This window comes from Grimontia kaedaensis, assembly GCF_023746615.1.
Lineage (GTDB): Bacteria > Pseudomonadota > Gammaproteobacteria > Enterobacterales > Vibrionaceae > Enterovibrio > Enterovibrio kaedaensis.
In genome coordinates this window covers 1,695,904-1,714,788 of record NZ_CP082275.1, presented here as the reverse complement: position 1 = coordinate 1,714,788, position 18,885 = coordinate 1,695,904, and the positions used below count along the sequence as shown (strand labels likewise).

General features: G+C 48.2%; 6 protein-coding genes. 3 read left to right on the top strand and 3 right to left on the bottom strand.

All coding sequences use genetic code 11. From position 1 onward, the window contains the following. Positions 1–61: 61 nt before the first annotated feature. Positions 62–13,234: a retention module-containing protein gene (locus K6Q96_RS07900; RefSeq protein WP_251879301.1), complete on the bottom strand. Its 13,173-nt coding sequence runs from the start codon at positions 13,232–13,234 to the stop codon at positions 62–64. Between the two features lie 455 nt (positions 13,235–13,689). On the opposite strand from K6Q96_RS07900, the gene K6Q96_RS07895 reads away from it, so the two are divergent. Together K6Q96_RS07895 and K6Q96_RS07890 are read left to right on the top strand one after the other, a co-directional pair. After that, on the top strand, positions 13,690–15,096 hold the full coding sequence (locus tag K6Q96_RS07895) for a TolC family outer membrane protein (RefSeq protein ID WP_251879299.1): 1,407 nt from the start codon (positions 13,690–13,692) through the stop codon (positions 15,094–15,096). After that, positions 15,093–15,734 carry an OmpA family protein gene (locus tag K6Q96_RS07890; protein ID WP_251879297.1) on the top strand — a complete coding sequence of 214 codons (642 nt, stop codon included), beginning with the start codon at positions 15,093–15,095 and terminating at the stop codon, positions 15,732–15,734. The genes K6Q96_RS07895 and K6Q96_RS07890 overlap by 4 nt, the downstream gene beginning before the upstream one ends. A 92-nt stretch (positions 15,735–15,826) precedes the next feature. On the opposite strand, the gene K6Q96_RS07885 is transcribed toward K6Q96_RS07890, so the two are convergent. Beyond that, positions 15,827–16,168, bottom strand: a complete 342-nt coding sequence (locus K6Q96_RS07885; RefSeq protein WP_251879295.1) for a hypothetical protein — start codon at positions 16,166–16,168, stop codon at positions 15,827–15,829. Between the two features lie 459 nt (positions 16,169–16,627). Between K6Q96_RS07885 and K6Q96_RS07880 the strand changes: the two genes are divergently transcribed. Further along, on the top strand, positions 16,628–17,911 hold the full coding sequence (locus tag K6Q96_RS07880; RefSeq protein WP_251879293.1) for a DASH family cryptochrome: 1,284 nt from the start codon (positions 16,628–16,630) through the stop codon (positions 17,909–17,911). A 164-nt stretch (positions 17,912–18,075) separates the two neighbouring features. Here K6Q96_RS07880 and K6Q96_RS07875 read toward each other — a convergent pair whose 3' ends face one another. Next, positions 18,076–18,669, bottom strand: coding sequence for a PGAP1-like alpha/beta domain-containing protein (locus K6Q96_RS07875; RefSeq protein WP_251879291.1), 594 nt, complete (start codon positions 18,667–18,669; stop codon positions 18,076–18,078). Positions 18,670–18,885: the final 216 nt, after the last annotated feature.

Genomic DNA, 18,885 nt, shown 5'->3' with positions numbered 1-18,885 from the left:
AGTTACCTCCAATTCAACACCTTGGGTCAGAACACCACGTTTGTTTGGCACTGCTCAACGTTCAGTCCACCTTAATCGCTTGTTGCTCATAGAGCGCAGTAATAATGGCAGAAGTACTGGACCCCGCCGCCAAATCAAGCCCTGAACTGGATATATCCATGCTCTCCAACACAATGTTTTGAGTTTGACCATTGGATGACAACGTTAATGAAATAGTGCCATCACTTGTCACAGACGCGTCATCAAAAAACGGCAACAGGTCTGACGCTTCTGGGTTTGTGCCAATACCCGTCAGCAAATCGGAAATATCGAGCTTGTCCTGGCCCAGTGTAAGATCCGTTACTCTGTCTGTGTTTGCTGGAGTGCTAAGCGAAGACTCCAGCCATACAAAGAGATCGTCCCCTTCGCCGCCCGTGAGAATGTCATCGCCTTTGCCCGCTTGAAGCGTGTCGTTGCCATTCATACCAAATAAGCTTTCTCCTACATCATCAGCCACCAGCGTATTGGCAGATTCATTGCCGAAATTGGTACCGAGATAGAGCTGACCACTGTCGATGACGGATGTGAGAATTTCTTCTTGAGTCATTCCTGACGCCGTACCATTGACCATTTCATCAAGACTAACGCCATTGTAAGCAATCTCCTGAACCTTGTTTCCACCCACAGAAATACTCAGCGTTGTGCTACCGCTACTCTCCGTAAACTCGAGAATATCCGTCAAGGCAGCGAAGCTCGTAAGGTTCTTGAGAGCTAATGCGCTACTTAAGTCCACCACATCTGTCGCGGTATCGAAGTCTTCGATGGTATCCGCAGCAGGACTTTCCGATGAACCCAAATCAGATGCCTCCCAGACAAACCTGTCTACACTGCTGTCCGCTTCCCCTTCTTTACCTCCCCAGAGGCTGTCATCGCCAGCACCACCGCTAAGAATATCCGCGCCTAGCCCGCCTATAAGGGTGTCTTCACCAGCACCACCTTCGAGAGTTGCATCTTCTGTGCCCGATACCACTAGATTATCGACTGATGGATCGACGGCAGTAATCACACCGGCGCCCGCGTTAGAGACATTGATAGATAGCTCGATGGAGTCTGACTCTGCAGAATCACCGGCAGAGGTTGTTGAAATCGCGACCACTTCAACGGTGCTCGACAACACTGATGAGCCAGTGACATAGAGCTGGCCCAGCTCAGCTGGCGTCAGGGTTAACACGCCGCCACTAGGCCCTGTGCCCATCGCCACGCCGTCTGAATCTACAAACGTGAGTCCTGCAGGTACATCTCGGATTTCAATGGAAAGCGTTTCTGAAGGATCAGTAAGTGTGGCTGCCAATCCAAGCAAAGGAATCACGGATGACACACTACCTGCAACCGCCGCAGTTTGAGGCGTGTTCAAGGTTAAGGTCGGAATATCCGGTTTGGGCAGCACATTGATATTCACTGACTCAACATCAGTTTTCGCTCCTCCATCACCAGTATTTCCATTGTCATTCACCGTCACAGTCAGAGTATCTTCACCACTGAAGTTAGTATCTCCCAGGTAAGTCACACCGTTGGAGAGCGCCTCATTGATAGCATCCAGTGGCCCCTCAAGTGTCATGTTATTGGTACCCTGACCACTCACAGTCACACCCGAAGGCAATGGTGGTGAGTCAGGTAAGCCAATGACTCCATCAATAACACTCAAACGAATCGATATATTTCCACCCGCTGTTTCATTGGCATCGACATCTTTCACTTGGATAGATTCGATGAGCAGCGTGGTCTCTTCTTCGGCTTCAAGAGAAGTCGGTAATGTGAGCTCTGGTTCATCGTTCACGGGCGTGACGGTAACGTCAATAACCTGATTCACCCAGAGCGAGCTCTCTGCTTCTACGCCATTGTCGATGGCACGAATCGAGACTTCGAGCTGACCATTCCAGTTATTTTCATTGGCATCACCCGGCGTGAATATCAACGAAGACAGAGTGGTCTGGTTTGCGATCACAATCCAACTGCCGTCAGGTTGTTTTTCAGCACTGCTGCCACTCGCGACACCAGGCGGTAAACTGATGGTGGAGCTATCAGGCACATTGGTCAAAACAACTTTAACCACTTCTGGGCCATTTTCTGTTACCGACAAGCCTGTACCGTCATAAGAAGATTTGTTATCTAACACGGTGACATCGAGTGGCAACTCTATGTTTTCATCTTCTGTGCCGGATACCGACGTCGTAATTTCAGTATCAACACCATCACCTATCGGGTTCACCACCACATCGATCGTCGTGCTGTATTCCTTGGGTGTACTCAGGAGATTTTCTTTGGCATAAACCACCATCTCTACCGTCATCGAACCGCTGAAGTTCTGAGGCGGAACAAAGGCGATATCATCAAGCGTGAAACTTTGGCTATTCGCAGGAACACTGATCGTCCAGTTACCACCACCACTGTTCTGCACCAACTGGCTACCGTTAGAAACCAATTGGAAATCATCGGGAACGCCTGATAGTTTGACCGAGACAATTTTCTCAGATCCATCGGTGTCCTGCAGCGCAGCCGTTACCCCTGTTAGTGGGATTTGCTCGTCTTCGTTGCCCGTAACAGGTGAAGTGTTACCACTGAAAATAACAGGGTCATTCACCGGTAACACTTCGAAGGAAACATTGGTTGAGATAGTTTTTACAGTGACTGAGTCAGGCAAACCTGTCTGGTCATTCACCGCACGATCTTCAATTGTCGTATCGACTTTGATGCTGACATCACCACTGAAGTTCTCTACTGGCTTAAAGTAAATCTTCGAGAGATCTGCACTGGAGACTGTGATTGAACTTTGCGGATTCTCTCCCTTTTCATCGACAAAAAAGCCTACGGAGCTGTCGACGCTCAATACCGCCTGAGTGATCGTTTCTACACCAGATGTGGTTGACTTATCCGGGTCTACCAGCTCGGATGTAAAATCCAGCTCAATAATGCCATCTTCCAAGGCCTTATTGGCCACTGGCACCCATTCCGACTCGTCATCGACTGGCTGTTCTTCGCTGTTCAGTCCGTCGGTTTGAATGACTTTCACTTCGGTCGCAATGCCATCTACAACGGGAGTCACCACGAGAGCAATTGAGGTATCAAGTTCTTTGATGTTGCCGCTGAGTTGATCTGTATTAACCAGTTTTATTGGAAGGACCGCATCACCAGCAAAATGTTTAGGAAGCGACAAGAATATACCTGAAAGGTTGACCGCGCCATCTGCTCCCACCGGTACTTTGGCAACGTATTCGCTGGTTTCAAAATTGAATTCCATCCCTGAAACCGAAGCACCAATCGATGACAACGCCGGAGCATCAATAACTAATGTGAGCTCATCATTTGGTGCATCAGTAGCATTAATCTGGATATATCCATCTAGCTGCTCGCCAAGATCGATTGCTTTATCTTCTATGCCAGTCACATTCTGCAAGTTGACCGATATATCACCTGCCAACTCGGTCTGACCTGTCTCACCCTGAAAGTCCAGTGTCAGCACAATAGGCTTCTGTTCTACGGGAGTACTTATGTCTCCTTCAGTACCATCCCCCTGATCCTGAACCTGCGCAGTGATTTGCACATATACAGGCGCTGTTGTTTTAGCAGACGTCGTAATGGCCAATGTATCTAATGCATTCGCAGGAACAGTCCAACTGCCGTCACCATTATTGATCCCACCTGTCACGTAGAACTGGTCATAGAGTTCAAGCTGTTCTTCTGTCAGTGGTGTTCCACTGGCATCAGCGACAAAAGTGACCACGACCTGGGTAATAATTTCCTCGCTGCTTCCGTCGGTGTTTACGCCTTCAGGTGTTATATATGCCAAACGTCTATCAGGACTGGAAAGTGATATTGAGCCAGTACCCTCGCCGACAATGGTCGTCGAAAGAATATTATCGGAAGCATCAATTAGCTCGATGTCTCCAGTATTCTCTACGGTCGCGATGATAAGGACATTCAGATCACCAGTGATCTCTTTGGTATCAATAGCCGAAGAGTCGGTGTCTTTCTGTTCAACAGTTAGCTTCACGCTTAGATCAAGATCCCGGTCGAGGTCAGAGTTTACTGGGGCTCTAAGTAATAGATTACTGCCCGATAAGAGCTTGCTCACTTGATCAGCAGTGAGTACCGCTTCTCCTCCGGAGAAGGTAATAGGGGTTGATTCGCCTGCAATCGTCAGCGTATACCCATCGTCGATCGCTGCCTGAGCCATCGAAAAGGTAATGGCCGTAATAGATTCGTTGTTATCAGTAAATCCTTCATCCGTGTTTGGACGCCAATTAACGACCACATTCTGGTCTTCAAATCCACGGCTGTTGAGCGTGTAATCTTGCGCATCAATTTCCGGTTCAATATGGACAATAACATCTTTGTCGACGGTCAAAGAATCGCCATCATCTTCAGTGACGATAATGGTGACAGTCAGGGTAATATCATCTGTGCTACCGGGGGGAGGAACCAGTTTAACGTCTGAAAGCCCATCTACCTTGGCCTGATATTGGGGTTCACCATTAGCACCCAGGCCAGCATAAACTAGGTTGATTTCGTCATCGTCGGTATCTAATAAGGTCACGCCTTTGGGAATATTGGTGACCAGCGTAGACAGTGTTTCAGAGTCATCGCCAGGCAGAGAAGTCCCTTTCTCACCAGATTTGATAGTAAATGAGAGTGAAACTTCCCCATTTTCCGGAATGGTGGTTTCAATACCGGTTTCTACGCCATCTTCGATAACTGGCTGCCAAACATTGCCCAAATCTGCTTCAATATCTGGCACATCAGCCACACCTTTCAAAGCAACATTAAGGGTTTTCGCTCCGGTCTCGTAGATATCAGTGACGGTTTCGGCCACCCCGCTGGCGTTGGTGACGTTAACGGTATCTTTCACCACACCGCGCACATTGAGCGCGAAATCGACATTGCTCTCCGGCGGTGGCTGAAGTTTCAAACCACCAATATCTGTGTAGGCAATTTCATAGACGCCGCCGTTCTCAGGTACTTCCGTGCCATCACCCAGCAGAAGCTTTGCTCCCGTTGGCATGCCTGTAATCCAGACATAAAGCGCCTCTGAGCCGTCTGTATCAGCTGAGTCAGTCAGTGAGATGTGTGGCGCTAAGTCGATAAGCTCATCTTCCAAACCACTGACACGAGTCACTTTCAGCGTGGTGGTGTCTGCAATTGGATCGACTGCGATAGTAATGGTTTGTGCTTCCGAGTCAGCAGTCTGCTGACCTGAGGCAAAATTGGATTTCTCCTTACTCTGCGCGATGGCAGTCAGAGTAATGTCACCGGAAAAGTTTTCGTCGGGTTTTACCACTACATTGTTAATGTCCGCTGCGGCGACAGTGTATTTGCCATCGGTTGGCGTCAGCTCCGTACCATTGAGCAACAAGGTTGCGCTGCCGCTGTCGAGCGTAAGGATGTAGTTCAACTCTTCCGAATCATCCCTGTCTTCAAGCTCCGCGTTCAAATTAAGCGTTGCGCCTTCACTGTCTTCATCAATGCGATAATGCAGATCCGTTAAAGCTTCATCCCAGATAGGGACATCGGCTATGCCTTCGACAGTAATCGTGAAGGTTTGATTTTCTAACTGACGCTCGGAACCATCTGAATTCTTAACAAAGCCAGTTACAGTAAAGGTCGGCACTCCATTTGCCGCCGAATAATCCTGATCCGGAACAAAGGTCACACCCTGCAACGTCCAAAGTTCGTTCGCAGAATCGGGCGTAAACAAATTGCCAGGTAACTCAATTTGATTGCCACTGATCGCCAGCTCGGTGCCGTTTGCGTAAAACGTTCCGTGAGCGTTAGATGGCAACGTAATCAGAACGCGGTCAACCGTTTCACCTTGGTCATTGTCTCCAACATCGACAGTCATGTTGATGGCGATACCATCAGCTGGATTCGCAACCAAATCATCGTTAGGATCTGGCTCCCTGCCCTGATCTTCCACGCCAGATGCGTTTTGGACGACAAGTTGTGGCTGGTCATCGACAACCACAATTTCCGTGGTGCCGACAACGATGTCTCCATCGCCGTCGAGAATTTCATAGCTAAAAGATTCTGTGATGCGGTTGCTGGTTGAGCCCGTGTGTGTAATGTCATCGTTAGCAATGAATTCCACCGTACCTCGGCTATGAATCACCAAGGTGCCGAGTTCTTGCCCGCCACTCCCCTCAGTGACTGTGAAGCGGTTATTAATGCCCGGTGTCAGTTCATGCTGTTCGCCATTGATGGTGACTGATTTGATGGTTGCATCGTCCGCGCCACGATTGCGCGCAGGCAAAATGGTAATGCGTGAAGATGAATCCCCTTCTTCCGTCACCAAACTGCCACCGCCAGTTCCGACGCCGTCGGTCTCCAACGAAAAAGGCACATCATCAAGGACATTCACGACGATATTGGCTGTCGCTTTGTCGCCATCAGCATCTGTCACTTCGACAGGGAAGTTAATCGCGAGAGAGTTTTTCTCTTCACCTCTTGGATGGTCCAGTGCACCAAGCAGTGCAAAGGTATAAGTGCCATTCGGGAATACGGTTAGCGTAAAGACTTCTCTTGTACCTGCCATACCGGTGTAAACCTTATTGGCAGACGTATCACTGGAGAGCTCCAGCGTGACGGCGGTGCCTTTTGAACTCAGCGGAATGGCAGTACCAGCCGCATCTTCACTATTGTCGCTGTTTACCGAGGCAAAGCCGCTAACGTTTATCGCTACATCAGCGATTTCATCACTGCCACTGTTGATTTCCAGTTGCCCGGTCGCGGTATCTTGATCGGTGCCCACGCCGCCGGGAGTAGTACCAGGACGGTTTTGATTGGGGCTTGAGCCATTGGCGTTTATATCGCTTTCTTCGACATTCAACGAAGGCGCGTTGGTAATTGCTGGCGCTTCGCCATCCTGAATATTGACGTTTATCGCTGCGATACCACTGATCACATCACCATCTGAGTCTTTGGTATCCAATGAAATAGCAATGATTATCTTATCACCGTCAATCGTTACCTTTGTGTTTGATATCGCGTCTGCGTTATGGTCGATAGGCTTGTAGAGAGTGATAGAGGGCTCTATCACCAAGCCATACCCATCACTGCTTTGGGTTGCAGCAAAGCTCAGCGTTATGACCAACTCACCATCAACCCGCCCAGACAGGACACCCGTTGTCTGGTCATATTCGAAGTTGATGGACTCACCGTTACTGGTGAGTACCTCCTCCATGTCTTTAATCAGATCATCCAACTGAGTGCTACTGATTCTCACATCGTCCGGAATCAATCGGTCAGTTCTCGCATTGACCGTCAAACTCACGGTTGAGGTGTCGGGATAGCCAACTTGAGCGCCATCAGGGGTTAAATCTGGCTCAGTGATCGGCAAGGTTTTGTCTGTTGAAGGAATGATCGCCGAGTCATCATCCTCAATGGTGACGGTAAACTCGCCTGTCACTTCATCGCCATCAATATCCGTCACTTTTACGCCAATCGGCAGTTCAAGATCACTACCAGCTTGATCAACAGCCAAGTCCAAAACAACCGAGTATTCACCTGTTGGCTTACCCGAAGCGTCAGTATCAAGCTTAATGGTCAGCACCGTGTCACCATTCGCTGGTGAAGAAGACGCGGACAAGCTTGGATCATCAATAACGACGATGATTTCGTTAGTCAGCGAAGAAAATGGCTGTGGTTGAACACTGGTTTGGTAACCACTGCTGGTAATGGCATTAAGTGCTGCTTCCAATCCTGATGGTGCATAGAACTCGATGGACTGGATGGCATCTGTGCCTTGGGTAATGCCAAGGCTGATATTCTGTTGCGAGCGCGTGCTGCCAATAATGGGGTCAATGAGTGTTGAATCGACAGGATCGACACTCGGCGGCGCACCATCCTTTATGGTGAGCGTGAAATCAGATGTCGTTGTGTCACCGTCATCATCTGTGACTTTAAGTGAGAGCGGCAACTCTACCGACTCACTGTCAGGCTGTTCAATCGGACGGTTCACGGTTGCGGTGTATTGGTTGTTCGCTTGATCGATAGCTACCGTCAGCACAGTTATAGTGGCGCCAGACCCGTCGATATACCCCACTTCGATGGTTTTATTTGAGCCATTGAGTTCGTTCAATGGTTTTAGCAAAGTCAGCGCATTACCTTCGCTGGTTAGCCCTTCTATTTGGGTAGCCAAAGAAGCCTCTAAATCCCAGACCAGCGAGGTGATGTCATCACTTCCTACCTCCAGACCCAGAGATTCTGTTGTCGAAACTGGGGTGTCGCCATTGGCAGGTTCAGTGAGTTCCGCATTCACGACTTCCATAATCGCGTTAATGCCATCTTCCACTGAGTAAGTGACTTCTATAGGTGTATCAAGCAGGTCGTTATCCGTATCGCGTGCCTGAAATTGAACCTTTATATCGAAGATTTCGTCATCGCTACCAGAAGCCGGTTTAACCGTCACCCATTGATTGTCAGCAAACCTGCTTTCTTCGACGTGATCAAGTGGTTCGCTAAGTGTAAAGACTGATGCGATGGAAAGACCTTGCGCCCCCGTACCCGCCGATTGTGTCGTGGTCAACGTTAAGCTGATCACTTCGGTACCATCGCCCTTTTCACCCATCAGCGTGATGACGTTATCTGCGGTGCCCGCCTCAATTCGGAATGTCAGCGCATCTCCACCAGAGGTTAGTTCATTCAACTCGCCGATCAGCGGGGTCAGATTGGCGATAGAGATAGAATTGGGCAACAGCCTATCCGCAGCCGCATCTAATGTGATCGTGCCGTTGACGGTTTGAGCTGGCTCATTGAGCCTGTCTTCGGTGATTTCATACTCACCACTCACTGTCGCCGATTCACCCGACGCGTTACTGCCATCATTGACAGTGACGGTAAAGTCAGAGGAATCACTGTCACCATCGTGATCCGTGACTTTCACAGAAAGTGGCAGCTCAACCTTTTCATCTGATGGCTGGTCGATAGATTGTGACAGTGTCACTGTGTATTGATTACTATCTGCATCCAGCGCAATCGTCATCACGGTCACTGTTGCACCGGAACCATCGGTATAGCCAATCTCTATCGGATTATCAGAATCATTTAAATCGTTGATTGGACTTAGCAATGACAAGGTATTGCCATTGCTGGTTAGCCCTTCAACTGTGGTTTGGAATGCGTTATCAAGCTGCCAAACCAGTGATTCAATATCATCACTCCCGATATCCAATCCCAGCGAGCGAGTTTCTGTTGCCGTTGAACCTGAATTTGGGTCCGTCACACTGGCATCCTGGACAGCAATTTCTGGATGGATTCCATCTTCAACCGAATACGTCACTTCTATCGGCGCATCCAGCAAATCATCATCTGTATCTTTTGCTTGCAGTTGAAGCTTGATATCAAAAATCTCTTCACTGCTGCCTGATGCAGATTTGATGGTGACCCATTGATTGTCAGCAAACTTGTCTGGGTCAGCATGGTCGAGCGGGAGGTTGAGCGTGAAGACTGAATCAATCGTGATGCCTTGCGCACCGCTGCCCGAGATTTGTGTGGTAGTCAGTGTGAGGCTAACCACCTCGGTGCCATCTGCTTTTTTACCGACGAGTTCAATGACGTTATCAGCCGTACCTGGTTGAATGGTGAAAGTCAGCGCATCACCGCCGGAAGTCAGTTCGTTAAGTTCAGTTTGGAGCGCGGCAAGATTGGCGATGTTGACGGAATCCGGCTGCAATCTATCGGTTGTTGCATCTAATGTAATGGTGCCATTGGCGGTTTGAGCAGGTTCATTGAGCTGGTCTTCAGTTAAGTCGTAATTACCGGAGACACTGACATTGACGCCATTGGCGTTGTCATTGTCTCCAATGGTGATAGTGAAGTCAGTGTCGGCCGTGTCCCCATCCTTATCTGTGACTTTGACGGAAAGTGGAATCTCGATTTTGTCGTTAGCAGTGGTTTGATCTAAAGGCTGCAGCAATGCCACGTCGTAATCGTTGTTTGCCTGATCGAGCGTCACCGTCATAACCGTGATGGTCGCACCTGTTCCGTCGACATAACCAATGTTGATTGGGTTGTCGGAATCATTGAGATCACTGAGCGGCGTTAACAATGAAAGCGCGTTTCCGTTACTGGTGAATCCTTCAATAGTTGTCTCGAATGTGCTATCCAGCTGCCAAACCAGCGATTCAATATCATCACTGCCAATGTTAAGGCCAAGCGAACCCGACACCGTCGATGCGCTCCCCCCTTTTAGCGGGTCGACGAGCTCAACGTCAGCGGCATTAATCGCCGGATGAATGCCATCCTCAATCGAATACGTCACTTCAATGGGCGCATCTAACGCATCATTATCTGTATCAAGTACCTGAAGCTGCAGCTTGATGTCGAAGATTTCTTCGCTGCTACCGGATGCAGGATTGATTATGACCCATTGGTTGTCGGCAAATTTGCTGTCTTCAATGTGGTCTAGCGGTTCGTTGAGTGTAAAAGCAGAGGCAATCGAGATCCCCTGTGCGCCGGAACCCGGCTGTTGGGTCGTGGTCAACGTCAGACTGAACACTTCCGTGCCATCGGCTTTTTTACCCACTAATTCGATAACATTCGCGGCAGTGCCTGGCTCTATCGAGAAAGTCAGCGCATCGCCACCAGACGTCAGTTCATTGAGCTCGGCACGTAATTCCGACAGATTGGCAATAGAGACGGAATCGGGTTGAAGACGGTCAGTTTTCGCATCCAGCGTAATCGTGCCGTTGACGGTTTGAGCCGGTTCATTCAACCGATCTTCTGTGATTTCAAAGCCACCACTCTCCGTCGCGGACTCGCCAGATGCATTGCCAGCATCGTTAATCGTGAGAGTGAACTCAGAGGTTGTGCTGTCCCCATCATCGTCTGTCACTTTTACCGTTAATGGGAATTCAACCTTATCATCAGTTGGTTCATCAATTGGTTGCGCCAATGTGACCTTATATTCATTGCTGGCTTGATCGAGTTCGATTGTCAGCACGCTAATCGCAGTGCCAGACTCGGTATACCCGATCTGAATTGGTACGCCATCAACATTTAGTTTACTCAATGGAGTGAGTAGTGATAATGCGTTGCCGTTACTGGTTAGACTTTCAATGAAGGTCTCGAAAAAGCTATCGAGATCCCATGTAAGTGAAGCGATGTCATCACTGCCTACTTCCAAACCCAGCGATTCAGATGTAGTGGAAGCTGACGCACCAACCATTGGATCTGTGAGAGTTGAATCCGTTGCATCAATAAGCGGCTTAATCCCATCTTCTACCTGATATTTTACGCTGATAGGCGCATCGAGTGGGTCTCCGTCGGTATCTTGAACCTGAAGCTCAACGTTTATATCGAAGATTTCTTCATCGGAACCAGAGGCAGAGGAGATGGTCACCCACTGGTTGTCAGCAAACTGTCCCGGGTCTAAATGATCAAGCGGCCCATCCAAAGTAAATGCAGAAGCTATAGAAATGCCTTGAGCACCAGTGCCAGAGTTTTGGCTTGCCGTTAAAGTGATATTGACGATGTCGGCACCGTCGGGCTTTGTTCCCGTTATTTCAACAACATTGCCTGTTTTGCTGAAGGTAAAAGTGAGTGCATCACCGCCAGAAGTTAGTTCATTCAGTTCAGATTGAAGACCTGCCAAGTTTGATACCTCAATGGTATCCGGGACTAATCTGTCCGCCGCAGCATCCAGAGTAATGGTGCCATTTGCTACCAAGGCAGGCTCTTCGAGTTGGTCCTCTGTTAGATCGTATTGACCTTCAATGGTGGCATTCGCGCCAGAGGCATTGTCACCATCTTCAAAGGTGACACTAAAAGTTCCAGAACCGACATCGCCGTCGTCATCCTGCGCTTGAACCGTTACCGGGATAACAACATTGTTGCTGTCGCCTTGTTCATCAATACTCGCATTTTGAGTGACAACATAAGCGTATTCATTTGCTGCGTCAGAAACAGGCAAGAGCGCAATACTCATTACCACGACCGAAGGGTCACTCTCCAGACTGAGGCGGATTTCACTGTCCTCAACAACAAATGTCGTTGATTGCCCATTACTGGTAATGGCACTGAGCACATCAGTCAGGGCAGTGGTTGAGATGAATCCGATGCTTTCCAGCGCATCACTGTTTACATCAAGATTGATAGGGATCGGCTCAGAAACATACTCGACATTGTTTTCATTGACCGTCAGGCTATCAGGGCTGAGTGTCGGATCGGCGCCATCTAATACAGATACATTTGCTGTGATAGGCGTATCCAGATCGTTTCCGGCGATATCCTGGCCTTGGATATTCATATCTATATTGATGGCATCACCAGCGACAGATACCAATCCTGCGCCGTCACCATCTGCGTTGTGATCTAAAGGCGCATTCAGAGTAATAGAAACCGTCACTTCGACGTCCAGGCCAAGCTGTGAACCTGCAACAGAAATGGTGACAATGGTTTCACCGTTCAGGCTACCGGTAATGGTTTTGCCGTCGGCTGACAATATATAGGTCAGTGACTCACCACCACTTTGGGTATCAGCCGTGAGCTCAGCTATTAAAGCAACGGCTACGGTGGGCTCAATCGCAAAACTGTCTGCATCCAACGGTAAAGAGCTGGAAGCGACCAATACAGTAGAGCTGGTTGAAACCGGGTATTCGTCTGGCTGCAAATCAGTTTCGGTGATCAGGATTGCCAGAGACTCGCCGCCCAATGGCGGTAAAATCGGTAGGTCATCGTCGTCTGCAGGTGCTACTGAATTCGGAGAGAAAACAGTATCAAAACCTGCCTGAGCTAAAACACTCAAATTGTTATATTGGATAACCGCAAAATCACCGATGGAGGAGCTGGTTGCGCCACCTCCAGCCCCCGCTGCAGGTGCTTCAAAATCCAGCGTCGGGTCCACACCCGCGAGAATCGCTTCTTGTAATGCCGCGATGTCGCCATCCAGCAAAGCGATCGCCTCTTCACTCTCAGCAAGTGTGACGTCTTCGCCAAGGCCGATGATTTCGATATCCTCATCATTGATTTGGATACATGTGGCGCAAGGCTCCGAGACCAGCACCGGCACACCATCTTTTATAACTACATATCGGGCGTTTGGGGATGCAACGACAATATCGTCTATTTTTACTTCTGAACTATCGGTGATTGGATTAGCCGTGTGATTTTGAACGAGATATACCAATCCCTCTTCCACCGTAATTGAAGCTGACACGTTTTCCGTATTCACCGACGCCAGCGTGTCGGTTCCTGCTGCCTTCATCGCGTTACCTATTGCCTATACGAACCACTCAGCTGACGCAAACTGTCCAGTTTTACTAACAAAATTGCAGTGAGACGAGTTTTCGAATTGAAACCGCTCTTTGGAGCGTTTGAAAGTATTAAGCAATCAATTTGGTAAAAAATTAATGCCTCTCAGACAGTTTGGCTCTTAGGACTTTGTATTGACCTGTCTCATTTCCGATAGAAAAGCGATAAACCCTTATTTGGGGGGTCAAATCTTTTTAAACATGCCCTATTTTTTACGTTGATACGTCAAATATGTGATTTAACGCAATTTCCAGTGACACAACTGTCTATTTATCTGCGCATCCAAGCAGTTTTAGGAAAATAAAAACAGGTAAATCAGAGGGTGTCTTCCAGAGTTAATCACTGCATTTTGACGCTTTGACTTTTTATTTTTTACGCACGGTCTAATTTCGCTTTGAGGGAGCATTCATGAAGCAACGTAACACCCACTCTAGACGGCGGTTTTTGGTAAAGACACCGGAGGTTCCTGAGGCTTGGAAACCTGCGTTAAGTGTCATCGCGTTTGCATTCGCTTCAGCTGGCATTGCATCTGTTGCTCAGGCGCAGTCATTAGAACAAGCTGTAGCAACGACACTTTCACAAAACCCGACAATCAGAGAAGCCTATAACGAGTTCAAAAGTCGTGAAGCGGATATTGATGCGTCTCAGGGTGGCTACTTGCCTTCTGTAGACCTTGATGCAGGTGTAGGTTATTCCGAATATGACAGTGACAACAACGATGGCACTTACCACCCTAAAGATGTAAGGATCAGTCTTCGCCAGTTAATCTGGGATGGCTCAATCACCTACAACGATATCAAACGCACTAAAGCTGAAGCCGAAGCGCAACGCTTTCAGTTACTGGCCGATGCACAGGATAAAGCGCTTAGCGTCACTGAAGCCTATATAGAGGTTCTTCGTACTCAGGCTATCCAAGATCTTTCTCAGAAGAACCTCGAAACCCACGAACGCATTGTTGGAGACATCCAGCGACGTGCTGATTCGGGAATCAGCTCAACAGCTGATTTATCTCAGGCCGAAGGCCGTCTGGCTCAGGCGCAAACTAACCTCCTTTCTGCGATGAGTAATGTCGATGATGCTGTCATCGAGTTCGAGCGGATTGTTGGCGCTTCTCCGCTCGATTTGGTGATGCCGGAAGTCGATGCTTTGTTCGTGCCGCCAACACTTGTTGAAGCCCTTAGCACTGCAAAAGAAAACAACCCAGTGATCAAAGTGGCAACCAACGATGTGGAAGCCGCTCATCGTCAATATAAGCAAGCGAAAGGCGGCTTCTTGCCAACCTTTAGTATTGAAGCATCACAGGAATGGGGTGAAGAACTGGACGGCCAGCCGGGTGATACCGATGAGTTCCAGGCTATGCTGCGCATGCGCTACAACCTGTATAACGGCGGCATAGACAGTGCTGAGGCGCGCAGTGCCGCATATCAGGTTAATAAAGCGAAGAACATTCGCCACAACGCACATCGTCTGTTGGATGAAAGTACGCGTCTGGCGTGGACAGCGAAAGAGTTGGCAGAGAAACAAACCCAGTTCCTGCAACAACACGTTGACTCTGCCTCAAAGACACTTGAAGCATACGAGAAACAATACTTGATCGGCCGTCGTACCCTTCTCGATCTTCTCAATACAGAGAACGAGTTATTCGACGCGCGCCGCTCTTACATTGACTCTCACTACACGGGTATTTACTCAAAATACCGCGTGTTAAACGCCACTGGCCTGTTACTTGATGAACTGCGTGTCGATACGCCTGAAGAGTGGCAAACCTCGGTCTATGGCAGGAACAACGAAAATAAACAAGGAGATTCCGAATGATGAACGCTTTTCAGCGATACGCTGGCCTGTTTCGGCAAGCTCTCAGCAGTGTATTTCTGATCATCGCGGCTCTCGTGCTGGCAGGATGCTCTATCAGCGCACCTCAAGCCCCTGTTGCTAACCAACAAGCTGATTTACGGGATGATGACAGCGATGGAGTCATCAATGCCAGGGATGCCTGTGAAGGCACGCCGCTAGGCGCTGTTATTAATAATGATGGCTGCTCAGAGCAATTGGAAATCAGCGCCCGTGATGACCTGCATATTCTGTTTTCCAACGATTCTTCAGAGATCCCGGCAAGCTTTGTTGGTGAAGTGAAAGACCTCGCCCGCTTTATGAAAGCTTTCTCTTACATCGTTGTAGAGCTGAATGGTTATGCGAGCATTGTGGGCGACCAGAATTACAACCTAGCCTTATCAGAGCGTCGAGCCAAAGCGGTGAAAAGTGCGCTAATTCGACAAGGAATCACACCAGATCGCGTCCGTATTATTGGTTACGGTGAATCTGAACCGGTTGAAGCACAATCAAAGGAGCAATCAGATATCCTCAGTCGCCGTGTAACGGCAAGCGTGAAAGTATCTGAAACCGAGGTAGTTGAGAAATGGACTATCTACACTACCTCTCCTGAAGACAAGTAGTCGTTAGAAGAAAACAAAAATCCAGAAACACAAAAAGGGCCATATGAGGCCCTTTTGTTTTATCGTTGCTTTTCATTTTAAGGAGCAAAATCTCAATGGAGTATAATAGGGTCAACCGTTCCCTGATTGGTTGGCAAAGCTAATAACAGCCAGAAATCCAAATCGGTTTCTGTGCATTTGTCTGGCGTTACACGAATGACACCTTTACAACGCTTACCACTTGGCTGCTCCAGAAATGCTCCAGGGCGTCGCAATGCTTCTTTCATACATTCGTCGCCGACAACGAATTGCAAACCTTCGTCATCAACAATGCTGAACAAACGTCCGTGCTGATAGAAATAAACACGCTCGTTGTCGATCTCTTCACTAATCCCTGATACGCCTAGCAGCGCTTGGCGAACAAAACCTGATAGTTCTAGCCCAATCACACTCATTGTTCTTATCCGTATTAACTTCAACGATAATCATTCCAAATATAGTGATATCAACCGGTCTGTTAATCCCGGCATGACCACATTCGGACGAAAACCGTCAAAAAGTCTGACAGACTTATAATCACTTTCGTAAAACTCAACTCATTATTCTTAAGTGTTTCGGGAAAAAGTATCAATTTAGGGTACTAAACTCAGCTAAACCGTAAAAATTGCTGTCACTTGTCCAGCGGGGAAAAAACAGCCGTTTTGCATCAAGTTGATCTCGCACACATTTCATTCCCGCCACTTCTCGACTTTACTCATGCTGCGCTAAGCTTTAACAGTGAGACATGCATCTCATCCGTATAATCGTCTGCACTCCGTTGACGTTTTATTGCGTACTACATAGTGAGGAGGTGAAACCGCTAACAAGACAACCACCCTTCTATTCGCAATGTTCAATAATTAAGGAGAGACGGTATGAAAGGGCTTATTTGGTTTAGACACGACTTACGATTGGCAGACAATCCCGCACTCGTCGCCCTCTCCCGCCGCTGCAGCGAAGCCCTGATGGTTTACGTGATTGACCCGGAATGGTTTAGACCCGCACATTATCAGTCGCGCCACCTTGGGAGATTTAGGGAAGAGTTCCTTTACCAATCTCTGCGCGCACTTGAGCGCGAACTGAAAAAGCGCAAACAACGGCTGGTGGTGAAAGTCGGGAATCCTCTTCAAGTCATCCCCGAGCTTTGCAAGAAACACAGAATCGATTTAGTGGCTGTCACTGATCATCCCGGAGTTTATGAACGCCAACAGGTCGCTTACCTATCTCGCACGCTAAGTTGCGAAGTTAGCGTCAGTGAAAGCTTCTCACTCTTCCTCCGCAGCCAATTCATCTTTGACAAAACCTCTTACCCACAAACATTCAGCCAATTTAGGAAACATGTAGAAAAGCAAAACATCCTACCCTGTATTCCTATCAGCGCACCGGACTCACTGCCCAAGCATATTGACGAAAGACGCGATATCTGGGGTGGCCAAGAGTTTGTGTACGACTTAACGCCTTATCAGGGCGGTGAAGATGCAGGCATGGTACAACTCAATCAGTTTTTCTGGAAAACCCAAGGTCTGAAGAATTACAAAGAAACCCGTAATGGTCTGGATGGATGGCAATTTTCCTCCCGGTTATCCGCTTGGCTGGCAAACGGTTCCATTTCCCCCCGCATCGTCGCGGCAGAATTAGATAACTACGAATATCGACATGGACGCTCTGATTCGACGCAGTCGATGTATGCTGAGCTACTATGGCGTGAATACTTCCAGTGGATGATGCATTACCACGGAGCCAGCATGTTTGCGTTTGAAGGAATTAAGAACAAACGCCCGCTCACCACTTACTACTGCCAAAACTACAAAGCGTGGGAACAAGGTACCACCGAGTACCCAATCGTGAATGCCTGCATGCGCCAACTCAATCAAACCGGCTACATGTCCAACCGCGGTCGTCAGATTGTCGCTTCTTGTCTGGTTAATGAACTGGGGGTAGATTGGCGTTTTGGTGCTGCTTACTTCGAACAACAACTCATCGATTTTGATGTCGCCACCAACTATGGTAATTGGCAGTATCTGGCGGGTGTCGGCGCAGACCCTCGCGGTCAACGTCGATTCAATCTTGAAAAGCAAACCGAAGTCTACGATCCAGATGGCGAGTTCGTTGATAAATGGGCAAACGCTAAGTCTTCAGAAAGCTTGCTGAAATACTAAATTCTTATACGACCTAACAAGGCGACCTGATGTCGCCTTTTTCTTTGCCAACTGCAAGCAGAATCCTTTTGCCATTCCCTTGATTACAATGACACGATAGCAGCGCAGAAATTGAGAAACCGTTCCCTTATTGAATTTACCTTTTAGCTCTGACAAAAAGTGCTCTACGCCAAGATTTCAATGATTCTATCAGCCACTCTTTTCGCAAGAATTAACGCAGTGTGCGTTAACGGAAAAACTTCGTGGCTAGCCATGCCGTCAATCTTGGTCTCATCGACGAGCACGGTACCGTCCGATTCCTCACTTCTCACCAGCACTGTAGCCGGACCAATACGCATATCACCTGCAATGCTGTATAAGGTCGAACCTTCAGGCCATGTAGGTTCATGATCAGGCAGCAAGAATCGACTGGATTCCTGAAACATAAAATCGCTAATACCAATTTCCTTAAAAAATGCTGCAACTTTAGAGCCCTTGTGAGGCGTGCCCAGTGTAATCACGGTTTTCACGTACTTGGACATCTCGCTCTCATTCTCCAGATAAGCGCGGGTGATTACGCCTCCCATCGAGTGCCCCACAATGGCTGTCTCCACACCATCTATGAAAGTATCAATCTCACCAAACAAAGCATTGAGGTTTGGCATCACCGTATTGTAAGAGATATTCAGCACGGTGTGGCCCCCATCTGTTAAGCGCTTTTCCAGAGGGATCATCGCTATACCATGCATATACAATCCATGTAATAGAATGATTTTCATTATTTTTTCCATTCTCCTGAACGATACCTCGATTGCCCAAACAAACTGAAAGTGCTGGATTCAATGTGTTTGAGCCCTCGCGCTTGTCTTTGCCTGAACCATGAAGCAGTTGCGAATCAGAACAACCTTAAATTTAATATTAAAATTGAGACGCAGCGTACACTCTTCGAATAGGTATTTTATGTGTGGCTAATAAACCTTGTACTCAATTCGTCA

Excerpts from the sequence above, each read along its gene's own strand:
- K6Q96_RS07880 (WP_251879293.1), top strand. The coding sequence starts at position 16,628 with ATGAAAGGGCTTATTTGGTTTAGACACGACTTACGATTGGCAGACAAT.
- K6Q96_RS07890 (WP_251879297.1), top strand. The coding sequence starts at position 15,093 with ATGATGAACGCTTTTCAGCGATACGCTGGCCTGTTTCGGCAAGCTCTC.
- K6Q96_RS07875 (WP_251879291.1), bottom strand. The coding sequence starts at position 18,669 with ATGAAAATCATTCTATTACATGGATTGTATATGCATGGTATAGCGATG.
- K6Q96_RS07895 (WP_251879299.1), top strand. The coding sequence starts at position 13,690 with ATGAAGCAACGTAACACCCACTCTAGACGGCGGTTTTTGGTAAAGACA.
- K6Q96_RS07885 (WP_251879295.1), bottom strand. The coding sequence starts at position 16,168 with ATGAGTGTGATTGGGCTAGAACTATCAGGTTTTGTTCGCCAAGCGCTG.
- K6Q96_RS07900 (WP_251879301.1), bottom strand. The coding sequence starts at position 13,234 with ATGAAGGCAGCAGGAACCGACACGCTGGCGTCGGTGAATACGGAAAAC.